12 protein-coding genes are annotated in these 17093 nt (G+C 41.2%); 3 read left to right on the forward strand and 9 right to left on the reverse strand.

Going from position 1 to position 17093, the window contains the following annotated elements:
- Window positions 1-177 precede the first annotated feature (177 nt).
- Window positions 178-573, forward strand: coding sequence for an SPOR domain-containing protein (locus tag LS48_RS02990; RefSeq protein WP_062619873.1), 396 nt, complete (start codon window positions 178-180; stop codon window positions 571-573).
- Window positions 574-627: 54 nt separating this feature from the next.
- On the opposite strand, the gene infB is transcribed toward LS48_RS02990, so the two are convergent.
- The 3 genes from infB to rimP are packed head-to-tail and all read right to left on the reverse strand — an operon-like array spanning window position 628 to window position 5120.
- A complete protein-coding gene (gene infB / locus LS48_RS02995) occupies window positions 628-3357 on the reverse strand; it encodes a translation initiation factor IF-2 (RefSeq protein ID WP_062619874.1) in 2730 nt (909 codons plus the stop codon).
- A 60-nt stretch (window positions 3358-3417) separates the two neighbouring features.
- A complete protein-coding gene (nusA, locus tag LS48_RS03000) occupies window positions 3418-4650 on the reverse strand; it encodes a transcription termination factor NusA (RefSeq protein ID WP_045078977.1) in 1233 nt (410 codons plus the stop codon).
- A 5-nt stretch (window positions 4651-4655) separates the two neighbouring features.
- Window positions 4656-5120, reverse strand: a complete 465-nt coding sequence (gene rimP, locus LS48_RS03005; RefSeq protein ID WP_045078976.1) for a ribosome assembly cofactor RimP — start codon at window positions 5118-5120, stop codon at window positions 4656-4658.
- 156 nt (window positions 5121-5276) lie between these two features.
- Between rimP and LS48_RS03010 the strand changes: the two genes are divergently transcribed.
- Together LS48_RS03010 and LS48_RS03015 are read left to right on the forward strand one after the other, a co-directional pair.
- Window positions 5277-6098, forward strand: coding sequence for a universal stress protein (locus LS48_RS03010; RefSeq protein ID WP_045079322.1), 822 nt, complete (start codon window positions 5277-5279; stop codon window positions 6096-6098).
- Window positions 6099-6677 (forward strand): hypothetical protein, encoded by a 579-nt coding sequence (locus tag LS48_RS03015; protein ID WP_062619876.1) that lies wholly within the window; start codon window positions 6099-6101, stop codon window positions 6675-6677.
- A gap of 2 nt (window positions 6678-6679) precedes the next feature.
- On the opposite strand, the gene flxY is transcribed toward LS48_RS03015, so the two are convergent.
- From flxY to LS48_RS03045, 6 genes are all read right to left on the reverse strand, one after another.
- Window positions 6680-7969: a flexirubin biosynthesis putative acyl-CoA ligase FlxY gene (gene flxY / locus LS48_RS03020; protein ID WP_062620642.1), complete on the reverse strand. Its 1290-nt coding sequence runs from the start codon at window positions 7967-7969 to the stop codon at window positions 6680-6682.
- Between the two features lie 72 nt (window positions 7970-8041).
- On the reverse strand, window positions 8042-9703 hold the full coding sequence (locus LS48_RS03025) for a C45 family autoproteolytic acyltransferase/hydrolase (RefSeq protein WP_062619877.1): 1662 nt from the start codon (window positions 9701-9703) through the stop codon (window positions 8042-8044).
- A gap of 1 nt (window position 9704) precedes the next feature.
- Window positions 9705-10592, reverse strand: a complete 888-nt coding sequence (locus tag LS48_RS03030) for a cupin-like domain-containing protein (protein WP_062619880.1) — start codon at window positions 10590-10592, stop codon at window positions 9705-9707.
- 12 nt (window positions 10593-10604) lie between these two features.
- The gene (locus tag LS48_RS03035; protein WP_062619882.1) at window positions 10605-12143 is read right to left on the reverse strand and encodes a phytoene desaturase family protein; all 1539 of its coding nucleotides are present in this window, start codon (window positions 12141-12143) and stop codon (window positions 10605-10607) included.
- Window positions 12140-15838: an MMPL family transporter gene (locus tag LS48_RS03040; RefSeq protein WP_062619884.1), complete on the reverse strand. Its 3699-nt coding sequence runs from the start codon at window positions 15836-15838 to the stop codon at window positions 12140-12142. The genes LS48_RS03035 and LS48_RS03040 overlap by 4 nt, the downstream gene beginning before the upstream one ends.
- Window positions 15831-17024: a DUF2062 domain-containing protein gene (locus LS48_RS03045; protein WP_062619886.1), complete on the reverse strand. Its 1194-nt coding sequence runs from the start codon at window positions 17022-17024 to the stop codon at window positions 15831-15833. The genes LS48_RS03040 and LS48_RS03045 overlap by 8 nt, the downstream gene beginning before the upstream one ends.
- Between the last annotated feature and the right edge of the window lie 69 nt (window positions 17025-17093).

The following is a 17093-nucleotide window of genomic DNA, read 5'->3' on the forward strand; positions in this document are numbered from 1 at the left end:
ACGAATGTAATTCTATTGCTAATCCTAAACCACAAATAAAGCAGCAAAAGTACATTATAAAGTCGATTTTGAAAATGCAAACAAAGTGTTAACTATTAATTTATATTTGTTCTAAATAATATTTTGAGGACATACACAGTTATTAAGTTTTACCTTTGCACTTAAAGAAATAAGCAGATGAATTTACAAACCTATTCCAAAATAATTATTGCCAGCATATTAATGAGCTTCTATTGCGGCAAAAGCTTTGGGCAAAGTGCCTCATTAAACATAAATACAGATCCAAAAATAACCCAACTCCTGGAACTGAAAAAAGATTTGGAAAAGGAAAATAAGCTTTCTGATGGTTATACCATCCAGCTATATTATGGCGAACTGGACAAAGCGAACCAAATTTTAAGAAAGTACAGGGGCAGCTATGGCAACTGGCCCGCCTCTATTGAATACGAAACCCCCAACTATAAGGTCTGGGCCGGAAATTTTGCATCGCGAATAGAAGCCGAAAGAGCCCTTATAGCAATTCAGAAAAGCTTTTCTTCGGCGTTTATACTAAAACCCGAAAGAAGAAAATAAAAACGCCCTGAAAAATAATTTTCAAGGCGTCCTACAAATTATTTGATTTTTGAATTATTTCAGCTTTTTCTTCACAGCAACTTCCTGGAAGGCTTCAATAACATCATTCTCATAAATGTCGTTGTAATTTTTAATCTGAATACCGCAATCATATCCTTTTGAAACTTCCTTCACATCATCCTTGAATCGTTTCAAAGAAGCCAGTTCGCCAGTATAGACTACTACTCCCTCACGAATAAGACGGATGCCAGAGTTTCTGAATATTTTTCCGGTTAATACCATACATCCAGCAATAGTTCCCACTTTCGATATTTTGAAAGTTTCGCGTATTTCTGCCGTACCTGTTATTTCCTCTTTCATTTCTGGAGAGAGCATACCTTCCATCGCATCTTTCACATCGTTGATTGCGTCGTAAATGATGGAGTAGGTTCGGATATCTATTTCTTCCTTATCTGCAATTTGGCGCGCGTTGCCCATAGGACGAACGTTAAAGCCTATAATGATTGCATCAGAGGCCGAAGCAAGAAGCACGTCACTTTCAGTAATTGGTCCAACTGCTTTATGGATTATATTAACTTGGATTTCTTCAGTAGAAAGCTTTTGGAACGAATCCGTCAATGCTTCCACAGAACCGTCCACGTCTCCTTTAAGAATAATGTTCAATTCCTTGAAATCACCTAGAGCGATACGTCTTCCGATTTCATCCAGTGTAATATGGCGCTGTGTTCTAACGGATTGCTCTCGCTGTAATTGGGTTCGTTTGGTGGCGATTGTTTTTGCTTCACGCTCATCTTCGAACACGTTGAATTTATCACCAGCTTGAGGCGCACCATCCAGACCCAGTACAGAAACTGGAGTAGATGGACCGGCTTCCTTAACGTTATTTCCCCGTTCATCCTGCATCGCCTTCACCTTTCCGCTGTGCTGGCCTGCCAGAACGTAGTCGCCTACTCTTAATGTTCCGCCCTGTACGAGTACCGTAGAAACGTACCCACGGCCTTTGTCTAGAAAGGCTTCCACAACCGTACCATTTGCCTGACGATTTGGGTTTGCGGTCAATTCAAGCAACTCGGCTTCCAACAATACTTTTTCAAGTAATTCTTTTACTCCTGTTCCTGTTTTCGCAGAAATATCCTGCGATTGAATTTTTCCACCCCAGTCCTCTACCAAAAGGTTTAATTGTGCCAATCCTTCCTTAATTTTTTCAGGATTTGCGGTAGGTTTATCTATTTTATTTATGGCAAACACTATTGGCACACCTGCCGCTTGTGCGTGGCTGATAGCCTCCTTGGTCTGTGGCATAATATCATCATCTGCCGCGACCACAATAATTGCAAGGTCTGTAACCTGCGCTCCACGGGCCCGCATTGCAGTAAAGGCTTCGTGACCGGGAGTATCCAGAAATGATATTTTCTGTCCGCCATCCAGTTCTACACCGTAGGCTCCAATATGTTGTGTAATTCCTCCGGATTCACCGGCAATCACATTTTCTTTTCGGATATAATCCAAAAGCGATGTTTTACCGTGATCTACGTGACCCATTACCGTAACAATCGGCGCTCTTGGTTCCAGATCTTCGGGCGCATCGGTCTTCTGATCGATTGATTCTTCAATATCTGCGGTTACAAATTCTACTTCATAACCAAACTCGTCAGCAACAATACTTAAGGTTTCAGCATCCAGACGCTGGTTCATCGTAACCATCATTCCCAAACTCATACAGGCCGAAATAATCTTAGTAACGGGAACGTCCATCATTGTAGCCATTTCACTGGCGGTAACAAACTCCGTTACCTTGATAAGCTTGCTGTCTGCTTCCTGCTGTGCCAGTTCGTCCTCAGACTTTTGGCGGTGGGTGTCACGCTTTTCACGACGGTATTTTGCACCTTTCCCTTTGGAAGATTTTCCTTGAAGTTTTTCCAAGGTTTCGCGTACCTGCTTTTGTACTTCTTCCTCGCTAGGCTCCTCTTTTGGAGTGCTGCTTCGGCCCTTTCTGCCTGCGCCGCGATTATCCCTGAAATTACTACCTCCACTTTTGGGAGTTTCCTTACTTATACGGCGTCTCTTGCCCTTTTTGTCTTTTTTATCGTCAGACTTGGCTTCTTTTTTCTTTTCGGGTTTTTTGAACTGGGTAAGATCTATCTTTTGGCCCGTAAAATTTGGCCCATCCAGTTTACGATATTGGGTTGTAACCGTATCAGACTCTTTCGAGGCTTCCTCTTTGGGCTCCTCTTTTTCAACTGGAGTTTCTATTGCTGAAGGTTTTTCTTCTTTTTTCTCCTTTTCTTCCTTAACAGGAGCAACTGGCTTGGTTTCTTCAGCTTCTTTCTTTTCTACCTTAGGCTTTTCAACTATAGGCTCCGGCTTGTCTTCTTTTTTGGCTTCAACAGGCTTCTCCTCAACTTTAGGCTCTTCCTTTTTAGGTTTTTTAGCATCTAGGTCAATTTTACCTACTTGCTTTGGGCCATCAAGCTTTGCCTCGGCTTTTATAACACGGGAAGATTCTTCTTTTTTCTGCTTTTCTTCCAGTTCGCGTTCGCGTTCCAAACGAAGTTCTTCTTTCTCCTTGCGTTTTTCCTCGCCCACTTCCTTGGAAGCTACTTTTTTACTTTTGTCGGTTTCAAACTCTTCAAAAAGAACTTCGTATTCTTCACCCGTTATTTTGGTATTGGGACTTGCGTCCACATCGAACCCCTTGGAACCCAAAAATTCCACGGCACGATCCAACGAGATGTTGAACTCACGTAATACCTGACTTAGTCTTTTCGTTTTTACTTCAGCCATAAATGCTTTTTCCTGTTTTGTCTTTTTAAAAAATTTGTATAAAAGTAGTTAAAGTTTCAACTACTCTTCAAATTCTTCTTTTAATATATTTATAACGTCGCGGATTGTCTCCTCCTCCAGATCGGTACGTTTTACCAGATCGTTGATGTCATGCTCCAATACGCTTTTGGCGGTATCTAAACCTATTTTGTGGAATTCCTCGATGATCCAGCCTTCTATTTCATCGGAGAATTCGCTCAACTCTACGTCTTCTTCTGCGCCTTCGCGAAGTACGTCAATTTCATAACCTGTCAACTGTCCCGCAAGACGAATGTTGTGTCCGCCGCGGCCAATTGCCTTACTTACTTCTTCTGGACGAAGAATAACCTCAGCACGCTTTTTCTCTTCGTCAATCTTTATGGAAGTTACTTTTGCCGGGCTCAAAGCACGCGTTATATATAGGTTCAGGTTGTTTGTGTAATTGATAACGTCAATATTTTCATTGCCCAACTCACGAACGATGCCGTGGATCCGGGAACCTTTCATACCCACACAAGCACCTACGGGATCAATACGGTCATCGTAAGAATCTACGGCTACTTTTGCTTTTTCGCCAGGGATACGCACTACCTTTTTTACGGTAATTAATCCATCGAAAACCTCTGGGATTTCCTGCTCAAAGAGTTTTTCAAGGAAAACCGGATTGGCGCGGCTCATAATAATGGTCGGCTTGTTTCCCTTTAAATCAACACTTTCAATAATTCCACGCACGTTGTCTCCTTTTCTGAAGAAATCTGAAGGAATTTGTTTTTCCTTCGGAAGAATTATTTCATTGCCCTCATCGTCCAAAAGAATAACGGCACGGTGACGGATGTGGTGAACTTCGGCAGTGTAAATTTCTCCCTCAAGATCTTTAAACTGCTTGTAAATGATAGTATTGTCGTGCTCGTGGATTTTTGAAATGAGGTTTTGGCGCAATGCCAAGATGGAACGGCGACCAAGATCTATAAGTTTTACTTCTTCCGAAACATCCTCGCCGATCTCAAAATCAGGCTCAATTTTTCGGGCAGCGCTCAATGAAATTTCCTCGTTCGGGTCTTCCACTTCCCCATCGGCCACAACTACGCGGTTTCGCCATATTTCAAGATCGCCCTTGTCTGGGTTTACAATAATATCAAAGTTATCATCGCTCCCGTACTTTTTCTTCAGGGCATTTCTGAAAACTTCTTCAAGTATCGCCATAAGCGTTACCCTGTCTATTTGTTTATCGTCCTTAAATTCCGAAAAAGATTCGATTAGTGCTAAGTTTTCCATATCAATTAAAATGTTATCATCACTTTTGCTTCCATAATATCTTTGTAAGGCAAGGTTGCCTCTTTTTGAACGGTTACCTTTCCTTTGCCAACAGGTTTGGGCTCACGCGCTGACCATGTTAAGGTAAAGCTATCTTCTGTTGCGGCGGTCAATTCGCCTTCCAGCTTTTCGCCGTTCTTGGTTTTTATTTTTAGGTTTCTGCCTATGTTTTTTTTGTACTGCCTGGGCAATGTGAGCGGTTCTGAAACGCCGGCTGACATCACCTCCAAGGAAAAATCATACTCCTCGCGGTCCAGATTGTGCTCTATGGCGCGGCTTACCGCAATACAATCTTCAACCGTAACGCCCTTATCGCCGTCCAGGATGACCCTTATTTGGTTGTCTTCAGAAATATTTAGGTCGATCAAAAACAGTGATTTGTTTTCTTCCAGCGCATTTTCCAGCAGTTCTGCTACTTTTTCACGCATCATTTTAAGCTATAAAAAGAGGGGACTTTAGTCCCCTCAGATAGTTTCATATCAAATTCGGTGCAAATATACTACATTTTTTAATATTATAAAAACCAAGCGCAAACGATTTATTTTTGTACTTTAATGCTTCCAAAAAACACAAAACCGACCAATTTTATGAAACGTATCCTCGTCCCAACCGACTTTTCCGAGCAAGCTGAAAATGCATTGAAAGTAGCTCTCAAACTCGCCGAAAAGCATAAAAGTGAAATATTTGTCCTCCATTCTATGGAAATGCCGCTGCACTTGGCCACTTCAAGTGATTCAGGGACGCTTCCCGAATCGCTGTTTTTTATAAAATTGGCTGAAAAACGTTTTAGTGAAATGCGCGCAAAACCGTATCTGAAAGGAACTACGGTAAATGAAGCCATTGGCCACAACGAAATTTACGAGGATATTGAAGAGGCTTGCAAAAAGAACAAAATAGATTTAATTGTTATGGGCTCCAGTGGGGCCAGCGGCTTTAAGGAAATGTTTATAGGAAGTAATACTGAAAAAGTGGTCAGAACTTCCAAAATACCGGTGCTGGTAATTAAAAACAATCATGAGCAATTCAACGTTACGGATTTTGTATTTGCTACAGATTTTTCAGAAGAGGGCCGTGGGGCATTGGACAAGGCACAAAAATTTGCAAAAAAACTTGGAGCAAAAATGCACCTACTCTTTGTGAACACCCCGGGAGATTTTAAAACTTCTGTTCAGGCACAAAACATTATGGAAAATTTTGTTAGGGGAATGGGCGTTGAAAACTATACCTTAAACATTTACAATGACACTTCCGTAGAAAAGGGAATACTCAATTTTGCCAAACACATCAATGCACAGCTCATAGGAATGGGCACCCACGGTCGCAAAGGCATTTCGCACTTCTTCAATGGCAGTATTAGTGAAGATATGGTGAACCACGCCAATATGCCGGTGATAACTTTTAAAATTTAAATGAAGTATTTGCTTTTTGCGATACCGTTTCTATTTCTTGGCTGTAAAAAAATCAGTGAGAAGAGCCCCCCGTCAGAATTACCCATTCAAGAACCTTCTACTGTTGTAATTGAAAAACCTGACCTACCCGAAGGCGCCTTTAAAGCTGACTTTTTGGGAAACCAAGATTCTATCTATGTTTTTGTAAGGAAAGTTGACGCTTCAACCGGAACCACGCTGATTGGTTTTGAAAATGAGCAATTACCGGAGATAATTATTCCTGAAAGTATTGGTGCCCAATTACAAATTTTAAAACTTAAGAATTTTCAAAACGATGTTTTACTGGTAAACGCGAAGTTGAAGGATACCAATTTTAACGAATACTATGTTTTTGTTTGGAAAGACTCCCTTTGGAAACAACCCGTAAACCGCTTTGATATTCATAAAAGCAATGTGACGGACACACTTACCCCCATTATGAACGATCCCAAAGATAGCACGCGGCTCGTGCGGTACTATTCTGTTTTTGATATGGATAGGAAAAGCGAAAAGAAATATACTTGGAAACTTATGAGTGAAAGTATTTCCATCGAAGATTGATATTATAATCTTCTATCAATCAAATCAACAGGTTTTCTACTCAATGGCGGAAAGCGAAGTGCTTCAACCTCTTCGGAAGTAGCAAATTCAACCTTTGGTGCCACACGAAGTTTTGCCCGGAAATGGTCTTTTATTTCCAGCAATAATTCTTCGGAAGTGTTTTCCGAAGCTATTTTTATCAAAATTTCATCGGTGCCCAGTTCGTTGTGGAAAATTTCAATCACATAGCTTTCTATTCCCGAAAAATCATTTAGAATATTATACATCGCAGGCGGATAAAGCGTTGTTCCCTTATATTTTATCATCTGCTTTTTTCGGCCTACAACCGGCCCCAACCGCATGGTTTTTCTCCCACATTCGCACGGTTCATTATAGCTTTGGACCATATCGCCTGTTTTAAAACGCAGCAAGGGCATAGCCTGAACGCCCAAAGTTGTGATGGTCAACTCGCCCACTTCCCCTTCGGAAACTGGCAAATTATTGTCATCAAGAATTTCTGCAATAATAAGTTCGGGATGGTGGTGGCCGCCGTTGTGCATTTCACATTCGTTGAAAGCCGTGCTCATTTCGGTGGAGGCGTAGGTTGAAAAAAGTTCGATATCCCAGTCCTTTTTTATTTTTTTCGCCAAAATGTTCAGTGAAAAATCCTGTTCGCGGATGGGTTCGCCTATGCAGATTGCGGCTTTAATGCCCGTGTTCTGCAAATCAATTTCGTGCTGTTGGGCGTATTCAATCAATTTTAAGAGAAAGGAAGGAACGGTAATTAAATAGGTGGGTTTAAATTTCAAAATGGAATCCCACTGCAATTCCGGGATGCCCGAACCCACGCGGATAATGCCCGAACCTAGCTTTCGCGCGCCCAAAAAATACGCCAATCCGGCCATAAAACGGCGGTCCATCGTAGTCATTAATTGTAGCGTATCTTCTTTTCCTACCCCGCAACACGCGAAGGAAATCGCTTCGTTATAAGCCAAACGCTCCAAATCTGCATCGGTCAAAGCAAAGGTTACGGGATCGCCCAATGTGCCCGAAGTAGTTACATAATCTATGATTTCAGCTTTTGGAACGCAGATAAAATCATTGTTGAATTGCTGAAGATGGTCTTTGGTAGTAACGGGAATCCTTTGAATATCTTCCAACGTTTTTATTTCTGAAATCTGAATGTTGTTCTCTTTGAAAAAGCGTTTATAAAAAGGAGAGTTTTCATCCAAATATTGAAGAGTCTCTTTCAATTTTTCTTCTTGAAATGCTTTAATTTCTGCTGCTGAAGCTTTCTCTATCTCTGGAATCATTTTGAGTTTTTCTTTGTGCCCTCTGTGTCTTTGTGGTGTAAAGTTAACCACAGAGGCACAGGGAACACAGAGTTAGTTTTTCAATTTTTGAAGAAATTTTTCGATCTTCTCTCTATCTGGAACGGTTGTAATCTCCTTGGTCAATGCCTTTTCAAAAGCGATTTTCGCGGCGGCATCATAATTTTTTTCAAAGTAATACTTTCCCGTTAAATAATAGGCTTTCCAATACTCGGGATTTTTTTGTTGCAATGCGGCAAGTTTTTCTGCTGAAATAGTTTCCTTATTTTCAATTGCCGCTTCCACTTCCCGCTCCAAAATTCGGTATTCCTCATAATCTTTGTATTGCTTTGAATGCACAAAAGTATCTTCAGCTATATTTCCCTTTGGGTTTGAAATGGTTTTGGTTGCCGGATTTCCTTGTCTATTTGCAAAAACTTCATCCAAATCATACTCCACAAATTCGCCCAATTGATACGGATTGGAAGAAACCCAAACTTCCAAACTTTCAGGTTTGAAAACGATGCCGTGGTGCGCCAAAAGTTGGTTTAAAGCCTTTTCATTCCCAAAACCAATTTCTTTGTCGTCCAATCCTTTTTTGTTCCGAAGAATGGCAACGGCATCTGCAACATTCAGTTTTTTGTTTTCTGAAATCAATTCTTCCATCCTTTCAAAACGGTACATCGAGTGGCTTTCTTCAATCCATTTCAAATTTCGTTCGTCGTTTTTATAAGCCTCACTTTGAAAGTGGTTGCTGCAGATCAGTTCATCCGTGTTTTCAACTTCATAAACGCCAAAATTATCCGGTGCCACTTCAATAATCGCCGCTTTCTTGTCTTTTGCGCTGCCCACAAAAATAGCTTCGGAAACAAAAACTTCGCGCTTTTTTGCAATGGCAATTGCTTCATCAATGTTTGAGGCATATTGCAAAATCTCTCGTGTTACTATGGAAATGGGCGTTTTCGCAACCAGCGGAATTTCAGATTTTCCAGCGTTTATCGTTACCGTCAACCCTTGGTCGTTCATCCCGGAAACCACGCCCATCATTCCGCCCCAAGTAACCGACATAAATTTGTGGCCTTCGGAAGGGTTTACGAAAGCAATTATCTTTTCCTTCGCAAAATCGTCGCCTGCGTAAAAGTCGAAATTTCTGCCGATCAGCAATTCGCCATCCACTGTTTTATCACCCCAAACGGCAAATGAGGAACAGCCCACAAGCATCAAATCCTGCAAAGCATGGCCAATATCGTGGGCGCCGTGCAGATAGAGCAACCGCAAATAAGGCGCGCCAATCTCACTGAAATCTGAAGACGAAAACTGCGAAAGCCCATAAATTTCGGCTTTGTATTCCTCGGAAATGTGCAGATACATTTTGCGGTTGTACCACGCCAAAAATTTCCGCAACAAATATTGTTGCGTTTTTGAAGGCACCAAATCTTCCACTTTATTGAAGAAAATGGCTTCCTGTTTCTGCATCAATTCCTGCGTGAGGCTGCCAGTAATTTTGCCAATTTGCAACGGGTTGCCTTCCACGTAAAGTTCCCATTGGCCCTGTTTATTTTTTAAGAGGAAATTGTCTCCAGCAACAAAAGTGGAATCATTGATTTTTACTTTTTCGGGAATTGTTGCATCGTAACCACTTACATCGGGCCGATTGTGGATAGATTTGGAAACCCCGCATGAATTCAGAAAAAATAATAATAGCAAACACGCGAATATTTTTTCCAAATATTTCATCTTAACTGGCTTGTTTTTTCAGTTTTGCAGCGCGCTTGTTGGTTTTTGAAAATGTGCGGCCTTCTTTATAATCAATCCATTTTTGTCCGAAGGATTTACGCATCACATTTTCAAAATGGCGCATAAAGAACACGTTGTAAAGCATATTGCCAAAACGCCCCAAATGCCGTGGAAACGCCCGAAGCGTCATCGAGAAACCGCCGTCCAAATATTTTATGTAGTGCCAATACCCGCTGGGCATATAAAGCGCATCGCCGTGTTTCATAATTGCGTGCAGGCCTTCCAGATATTGCAGGGCGGGATATTTTTCAAAATCGGGATTGTCCAAATCGATGCTTTCCAAATTGTGCACGGCGAATGGAATTTTATACAGATACTTTGTCTGTTTGGGTGAAAACAGCGTCACGCTTTTCGTACCCTGAAAGTGAAAATGCACCAAATCTGCCAAATCCATATCGTAATGCGGCAGTACTTTGGAACCCTCGCCGCCAAAGAAAAGCACCGGAAGCCTTTTGAAGAATTTTAGGCCAATATCGGGATATTCAAAGTCTTTCAGCAGTTCGGGAAGCTTCACTTTTAAATCGTAAAAGAAAATGCGCAGGTCGGTGGGTTTGGTTTTTATAAGTTCGATGTAATCTGCCATTTTCATTTCCGTGGCAGGTTCTGCGGAATTTTGTTTGCCTTTGGTGGGCTCGTTATTGTAAAGCGGCACGATTTGGTCGCCGGCGTGTTGCTGGATGTAATCCAAATTCCATTTTTGGAAAGCCGCCCAGTTTTCCGTCAAGCCCTCAATAAGCACAGGTTTTTGGGGTTTGAAGTAATTCTTGATGAAATCCTCTTTTGAAATATTCCGGACCCGTTCAATCGGTGTTGTTTTGATATGTCCCATCTTCAAAAAATATTAAGTAATTTCTTCTTCCCTTGTGGCTTTTAGGATTTTGTTCAGCAAATATTCGCCCCCCAAAATTTCCGAACACGTAACCACGCCACTGATGGTAACGCCCAAAATACCGTGCATATTCAAACTCTGCCCCGTAAAATATAGGTTTTTGATTTTGGTCCGCGGCGAAATAAAGGATTTTAAAGGATTGTTGGCATCTTTCACGTAGCCATACATCGAACCCCTGTTGCAGCCAATATAATCGCGGTATGATAAAGGTGTGGACGAATAAACTGCTTCAATACAATCGCGGAGATTGGGGAACTTTTTCTCCAACTCCTTAATGATGATTTCAGACTTGTAGGCCTTGAACTCCTCATAGGTCTGTCCACGGTCATTCTTTTGTGCGGCCGTGTTGAAGGTGTCAATCCACGGTTCCATTTCCTCAAAACGCATATAGGTCATCACCGTAATATTATCGCCATATTCGGCCATATCTTTTTTGATTCCCATAGAAATCATATAGGCTTCGGGCCAACTTTCCTCCGTATAATTGTGAACGTCCCAAATGGATTTATAATCCTTAAAATGGTAGTAGTTATGGTTCAGATATTTAAAGCAATTTGGTTTTAGCACCAAATAAAGACTGAACGCGGCGATGGTACTCTCAATATTCTCAATGCGGCTGGTGTAGGATTTTCTGAAATTTTCCTGCCCAATCATTTCCAGCGTCATCTTCGGATCCACGTTTGAGATAAAAATATCACCGTAAATAGTTTTCCCATTTGCAGTCTGCACAGCTGTAACCACGCCATCCTCCGTTTCAAACTTTGTTACCTCGTGGCGTTTGTAAGCCTTTCCACCTTTTTCACGTAACCGTGCCAATAATGCTTTTGTAATTTGGCTGCCGCCGTTAATACAGCGATATGAACTTTCAATATACGAGTTCACCGAAAGTGCGTGCATATAAAAAGGCGTTCGCTCGCCCTCGCCCGCATACAGCAGATTGCTGCCGCCCAAAACGGCGCGGAGCTTCTCATTTTCGGTTATGGAATCTATAAACTCCTTGGCCTTTACCTCAAAGAGGGAAGTGTTTTCATAATAAGGTTTTCCAAGTTTTAGGCCGTAAAGCGGAAAAAAACTGCACGTTTCCTGCATTTTTTGGCAATAGGCGTCGATTGCTTTTTCCTCTTCGGGAAACTCTTCGAGTAGTGTTTTTTTGAAATTCTCATACCCCTGGGCGTGGCAATATTCCTTTGGATCGTTGTCAAAAGTGATCCTGTCAAAGCCATCCTCGTCCATTTTTTTGAGGGTAATGTCATCCAAAATATCCAAATACTTAAAATATCTGTAAAGATTTTGCCCTTCGGAAAGACCGCCAATATAGTGGACGCCAGTGTCAAAAATGGTCTTGTCGCGCACAAAGGTTTGGAGATTGCCGCCAAACTGTTGGTTTTTTTCAAGCACGCAAACGCTGTAGCCTTCCCTCGCGAGAATAATCGCCGAAACCAGCCCGCCAAGGCCACTACCGATGATAACTACATCATATTTTTCACTCATTTCGCTGTGTTTCCCGATGGTTTAAAGATACTAATATTAGTATTCCCGTACACGTTTTGATAGCCTAAGGTACTAATATTTTCGGTTTGCGAAGAAACACATTCTTTTAATAAAACAATTTTTTTAATTGAAAGATTTGGCAATTGTGAAATAGCTTCAGCAGCCCTTTTTTCTGAAGAAATAATTAAAGTTTCAACGTTTGAAAGCAAGGTTTCCGAAACAGAATCAGTAAAATGAAGCCTTCCGTATTTTTGGGTTATGTAACTATTTTGAAGTATCGTTCGCGTTTCGGAATCTTCAATAAAACTGAAAATCTTATGGTCAGAACCATCGAGCGCCAACAGAAAATCGAGCTGCCCGGAATCTTCCGAAATGTGGGCAATGGTTCCGCTTTTATCCAAACGACGCATCACTTCAAAATAAATTTCAGCATTTTCCCTTAAATCCTTTTTCACCATTCGGTAAAGCGCATCGCCTTTATAGCGGTAATCCTCCAAAACGATTCCGTGGAAATAGCTCGGGCCTTCCATCTTTTCACGAAGTTTTAAAAATTCACTTTTAAAATACGCGCCTATTTTTTTTGCTTGCTGTGTATGGTTTTCGCCAAAGGAAGTGTCTTCGGCCTTAATCCTCGGCAAAATTTCAACCGTAATGCTTCCATCCTTTATGATAAAACTTCCCTTTGGGTTTACCTCGCTGTTGCCGTGAATCAAAACGGGGAGAATGTCTAAATTGAACTCATTCGCCAAATAAAAGGCACCTTTGTGAAAACGCTTTATTTTGTTGCTCAAGCTGCGGGTTCCCTCGGGAAAAGCCATCAGCGAATAGCCTTGTTTTATTTTTTTCTGAAGTGGCTCCAAACTGTTTTCGATGCCGCTGGAAACCGGATAGAAATCGGCGCGTTGCACGGCCTTTCCAAAAACTGGCGAATTATAAACCCAATCGTTTACCAAAAAACAGATTTTTGGATGCAACATGCCTACCGCCAAAATATCGAGAAACGATGTATGGTTTGCAATGATTACGGCAGGTTTCGAGAAATCTTCGCCAACTTCGTTGATTACTTTTTTCTTCACAAACGGATTGGTATAAAGCACCGACTTGAAAAATTTTGCAATCACTTTGTGAAACCAGCCCATTTTAATTTTTTTGCTGATGGGAAGCAGCGGCATCAAAGTGATGCTGTAAAGTGATAAACAAATTCCGCCCAGTCCGAAATACCCAAAGGAAAAGAGGGAATGCACAAACATTCGCGGCGTGATTGGACGTTTTTTGGAGCTGCCGATAAAAAGTTTAAAAAGCAACGGCTGGACCGTAAATGCGGTAACCATTGCCGAAAAAATTCCAATGATTGAAACGATGGAGATGGAATAAAGCGCAGGATGTTTCGCAAAAATCAGAACCCCAACACCCAAAATAGTTGTCAAAACCGAAAGCATAATCGAGGTTTTGTGCGTGGCCATTACCTTTTCACCGGTTCGCAATTCCTTTAGCAAACCTTTGGTCATAAAAATGCTGTAATCAATACCCAAACCAAAGATAAACGTGGAAATAATGATGTTGAAAATGTTGAACTGAATATGGAAAAGCCCCATAATCCCGAGGGTTAAAAACCACGTGAGAAAAATAGGAACGGCGGTAACCAGCGTGAGTGAAAAACTTCGGAAAAAGAGAAAAAGTATAAAAAGTACGGCCAGCAAACAATAGCCAATCAAGCTGTTGAAATCGTTTTTCAAATTCCCCAAAAAGGTCTCGTTCATTTCCTGCCGGTCAATGACGATGGTATTCGGAATTTTCTTAAAAGCGCTTTTTATTTCGGAAGCGTTCTCATTTTCAAGCTTTATCAAAGTGGTAATCGTTGTGAAATCTGCTTCGGTGGTAATGTAATCTTCCAAAAGCACGGAAGGGATTTGCTGATAATCCTCGGGTTTCAACGTTTCAAAATCTTCATCCAAAAATGTGTAAAACCTATTAAAAGTCGTGGGTTTGAAACCTCGTTCTTCCCCGCTCTCAATCAAATTGGTTTCCAAACTATCTTTCCGACCTTCACTCCAAAATTGCTGCCATTGCGCTATTTTCTTCCGTTGGTCGCGTTGCGAATGCACCAAAGCGCCAATGGAACTGAAACTGCTAATTTTGCCCTCCTCTTTCAGCAATTCCAAGGTTTCGTGGATGGAATCGTTCAACTGCAGCGTGCCTTCAACCGATTTTCCGTAGGTGGCGAGATAGACCGATTTTGAGGAAATATCAGTCAGTTCGTCCAAATGTTGCATCGCGGTCTTTATTTTCGCAGGTTCGTAATTCAGTTTGGAAATATCTTTGTTGAATTCTACTTTGTGATACGTGAAAATGCTTACTATCAACACCAAGCCCAAACCAATCAGCAACCATTTGTTTTTGTGAAAAGGATAATCCGCAACTTTGTCCAAAACGTTGATTTGCTGCTTTCGCGAAAGCGGATTTTTATAGACCAACGGAATAAAGAAAAGCGCAAAAACCGAAGCTCCCAACACACTTACGGCGGCAAAAATGCCCAAATCCTGTAAGGCTTGCGAATCTAAAAACAGTAAACATAAAAATGCCAATGAAGTAGTTAAACTACTCATCAAAATAGGTTCGGTTACGTCTTTGTAAAGACTTTGGAGCGTTTCGTTATTGCGGATGTGCGTTAAAATATGCAGCGAATAATCCAGCGTTACGCCCAGCAAAACCGAACCAATTCCGAGGGAAATAGCTGAAATTTCCCCGCGAATCAGATACAATAATGCCACCGCCATCAACCCTCCGAAAATGGTTGGCACAAAAAGAATGATGGGCACGTAAAGTTTTCGATAGAAAACGATGAAAATCAAGATAAGCAGCGTCATCGCAATTCCGACGGTAAACTGGATGTCGCTTTTAATCTGCTTCGCATTTGCAACGGCGATAAGCGCAGCCCCAAAATATTCACTCTTCGCTTTGCCTGCAAATTTTTTATCGAGGGAATTTTGAAGCGCATAAAGTTGCTCGGCAAACCTACTATTGTCCGCAGTCTCACTGCTGCCGAATTTTGGAGTGATAAAGAGCAGGATATTTTTTTCATCCTTGCTCACCAAAAAACCATCCTTCAAAACAAAGTCGTCGGTAACGCCGAGTTGGCGCAATTTCTTCAAAGCGATAAACGAAAGTCCGAGCGGGTCTTTTAAAATAATGTCTTTTGAAACAATGCCCGACGGGGAAATGAGCGTGCGGTAATTGGCTTCGGTTCTGGCGGCAATACTGTCTTTTTGAAGTTTTTCAGCAATGGTTTTGTAATCTTCCCTCTCCAAAAACAACGGCAGGTTTTCATATACAAAATCCATCGTTCGCTGCAAATCGTCTTCGTTTACTTTTCCGCGGATGTTTTTAATGTAATCCTTGGAATTGGCTTGCAGACTGTCAATAAATTCCGAAGCATATTCCGTTAAATTCTCAATTTCAGAAGAATCGCTGCGTTGGATGTTTACGATAATCTTGTCGGTGAAGTTGACGGTCTTTAGAACCTTTTGAAGCTCTTGGGCATCTTCGTTGATTGGAATCAATTTCGAAATATCTTCCTCAAAACGGATTTTGGAAACCAAAAACACCAAACCAAAAAGCACCAAAAGCAGCAGCAAGGCACTGCCAATTCGGTTCTTTTGCAAAAATTGAAATGTTCTGAAAAACCACTTACCCATTGTCGAGAATCTTTTTCCTTTCAAATAGCGTTAAAAACAAATAACCCAGCAGGCCGCAAAAAAGCGCCGCTGAAACTGAAAGTACAAAACTGCCGACAATATAGGATTTTAAATATTTTACCAACTCCAAACTGGGGTCAATTTCGCTCATGGAAAGCACAAAATTTTCGCCCAAAAGCCAACTGCCCAATTTTAAGCTAAAATAGAGTATCAACGGAATGAACGGCGGCAGGCTCACGTTTGAAAATGCAAAGGCAATCACTTTGTTCAGATTGAAGAGGAGTGCCAAAAAAATAACCACAATCGTGTGAAATCCCCAAAGTGGCGAAAGTCCAATAAATACGCCAAGTGCGATGGAAAATGCTTTTTTTTCGGCAGAATCGTCACTGCCCAAAAAGTCTTCCATTATAAACCGTTTGAGACCTTTTTTTTTTAATTTCCTGAGGATATTTCGTGGTTTTATATACAGGAATGTAATGAGTACAAACCATGTATTTAGAATGCTTATCCGCGTAAAATCCTTGAAAGGCCTGAAATGTGAAACGCGATTTTCCAATTCGTAGTGAATTTGGATTGGGATGTTTTTCACTTCAATTCCACTCCACGCTGCTTTTACGATGGCCTCTATTTCAAACTCGAACTTTTTGGTGTAAAATTTCAGCTTTTTCATCGCGAAAAGTGGATACAATCGAAAGCCGGATTGTGTATCCTGCAAGCGAATGCCCGTTTCTACCCAAAACCAAAAATTGGAGAATTTGTTGCCAAAGCTGCTTTTTTTCGGCACGCCGTGTTGGGTCATATTTCGCGAACCGATAAGCAAAACTTCTTTGTTCGTTTCGTTTTCCAAGGCTTCAATAAAAGTTGGAATATCTTCCGGAAAATGCTGCCCGTCGCTATCGATAGTTATTGCATAGCGATAGCCCAAACTTTCGGCATGTTTAAACCCTTGGCGCAGCGCGTTGCCTTTCCCCTTGTTTTGTAAAAGGTGGATTTGCTGAATCTGCGGAAATCGAACTAAAATTTCAGAAGTAGCATCCGTGGAACCATCGTTTACTACAATCACATCTTCGGTATAAACCAAAACGCCCTCAATAACCTTTTGCAACGTTTTGTAATTATTATAGGTAGGAATAATTACGCAACATTTCAGGCTTTTGAATTTTTCTGAAAGTAGTTTTTGGTCCATTTGGGAATTTTGATCTCTGTGAACTCTGTGTCTCTGTGGTTAACTTTACACCGCAAAGACACAGAAGGC

The organism is Aequorivita aquimaris (assembly GCF_001573155.1).
GTDB classification, from domain to species: Bacteria; Bacteroidota; Bacteroidia; order Flavobacteriales; family Flavobacteriaceae; genus Aequorivita; species Aequorivita aquimaris.

Excerpts from the sequence above, each read along its gene's own strand:
- LS48_RS02990 (WP_062619873.1), top strand. The coding sequence starts at position 178 with ATGAATTTACAAACCTATTCCAAAATAATTATTGCCAGCATATTAATG.
- infB (WP_062619874.1), bottom strand. The coding sequence starts at position 3,357 with ATGGCTGAAGTAAAAACGAAAAGACTAAGTCAGGTATTACGTGAGTTC.
- nusA (WP_045078977.1), bottom strand. The coding sequence starts at position 4,650 with ATGGAAAACTTAGCACTAATCGAATCTTTTTCGGAATTTAAGGACGAT.
- rimP (WP_045078976.1), bottom strand. The coding sequence starts at position 5,120 with ATGATGCGTGAAAAAGTAGCAGAACTGCTGGAAAATGCGCTGGAAGAA.
- LS48_RS03010 (WP_045079322.1), top strand. The coding sequence starts at position 5,277 with ATGAAACGTATCCTCGTCCCAACCGACTTTTCCGAGCAAGCTGAAAAT.
- LS48_RS03015 (WP_062619876.1), top strand. The coding sequence starts at position 6,099 with ATGAAGTATTTGCTTTTTGCGATACCGTTTCTATTTCTTGGCTGTAAA.
- flxY (WP_062620642.1), bottom strand. The coding sequence starts at position 7,969 with ATGATTCCAGAGATAGAGAAAGCTTCAGCAGCAGAAATTAAAGCATTT.
- LS48_RS03025 (WP_062619877.1), bottom strand. The coding sequence starts at position 9,703 with ATGAAATATTTGGAAAAAATATTCGCGTGTTTGCTATTATTATTTTTT.
- LS48_RS03030 (WP_062619880.1), bottom strand. The coding sequence starts at position 10,592 with ATGGGACATATCAAAACAACACCGATTGAACGGGTCCGGAATATTTCA.
- LS48_RS03035 (WP_062619882.1), bottom strand. The coding sequence starts at position 12,143 with ATGAGTGAAAAATATGATGTAGTTATCATCGGTAGTGGCCTTGGCGGG.
- LS48_RS03040 (WP_062619884.1), bottom strand. The coding sequence starts at position 15,838 with ATGGGTAAGTGGTTTTTCAGAACATTTCAATTTTTGCAAAAGAACCGA.
- LS48_RS03045 (WP_062619886.1), bottom strand. The coding sequence starts at position 17,024 with ATGGACCAAAAACTACTTTCAGAAAAATTCAAAAGCCTGAAATGTTGC.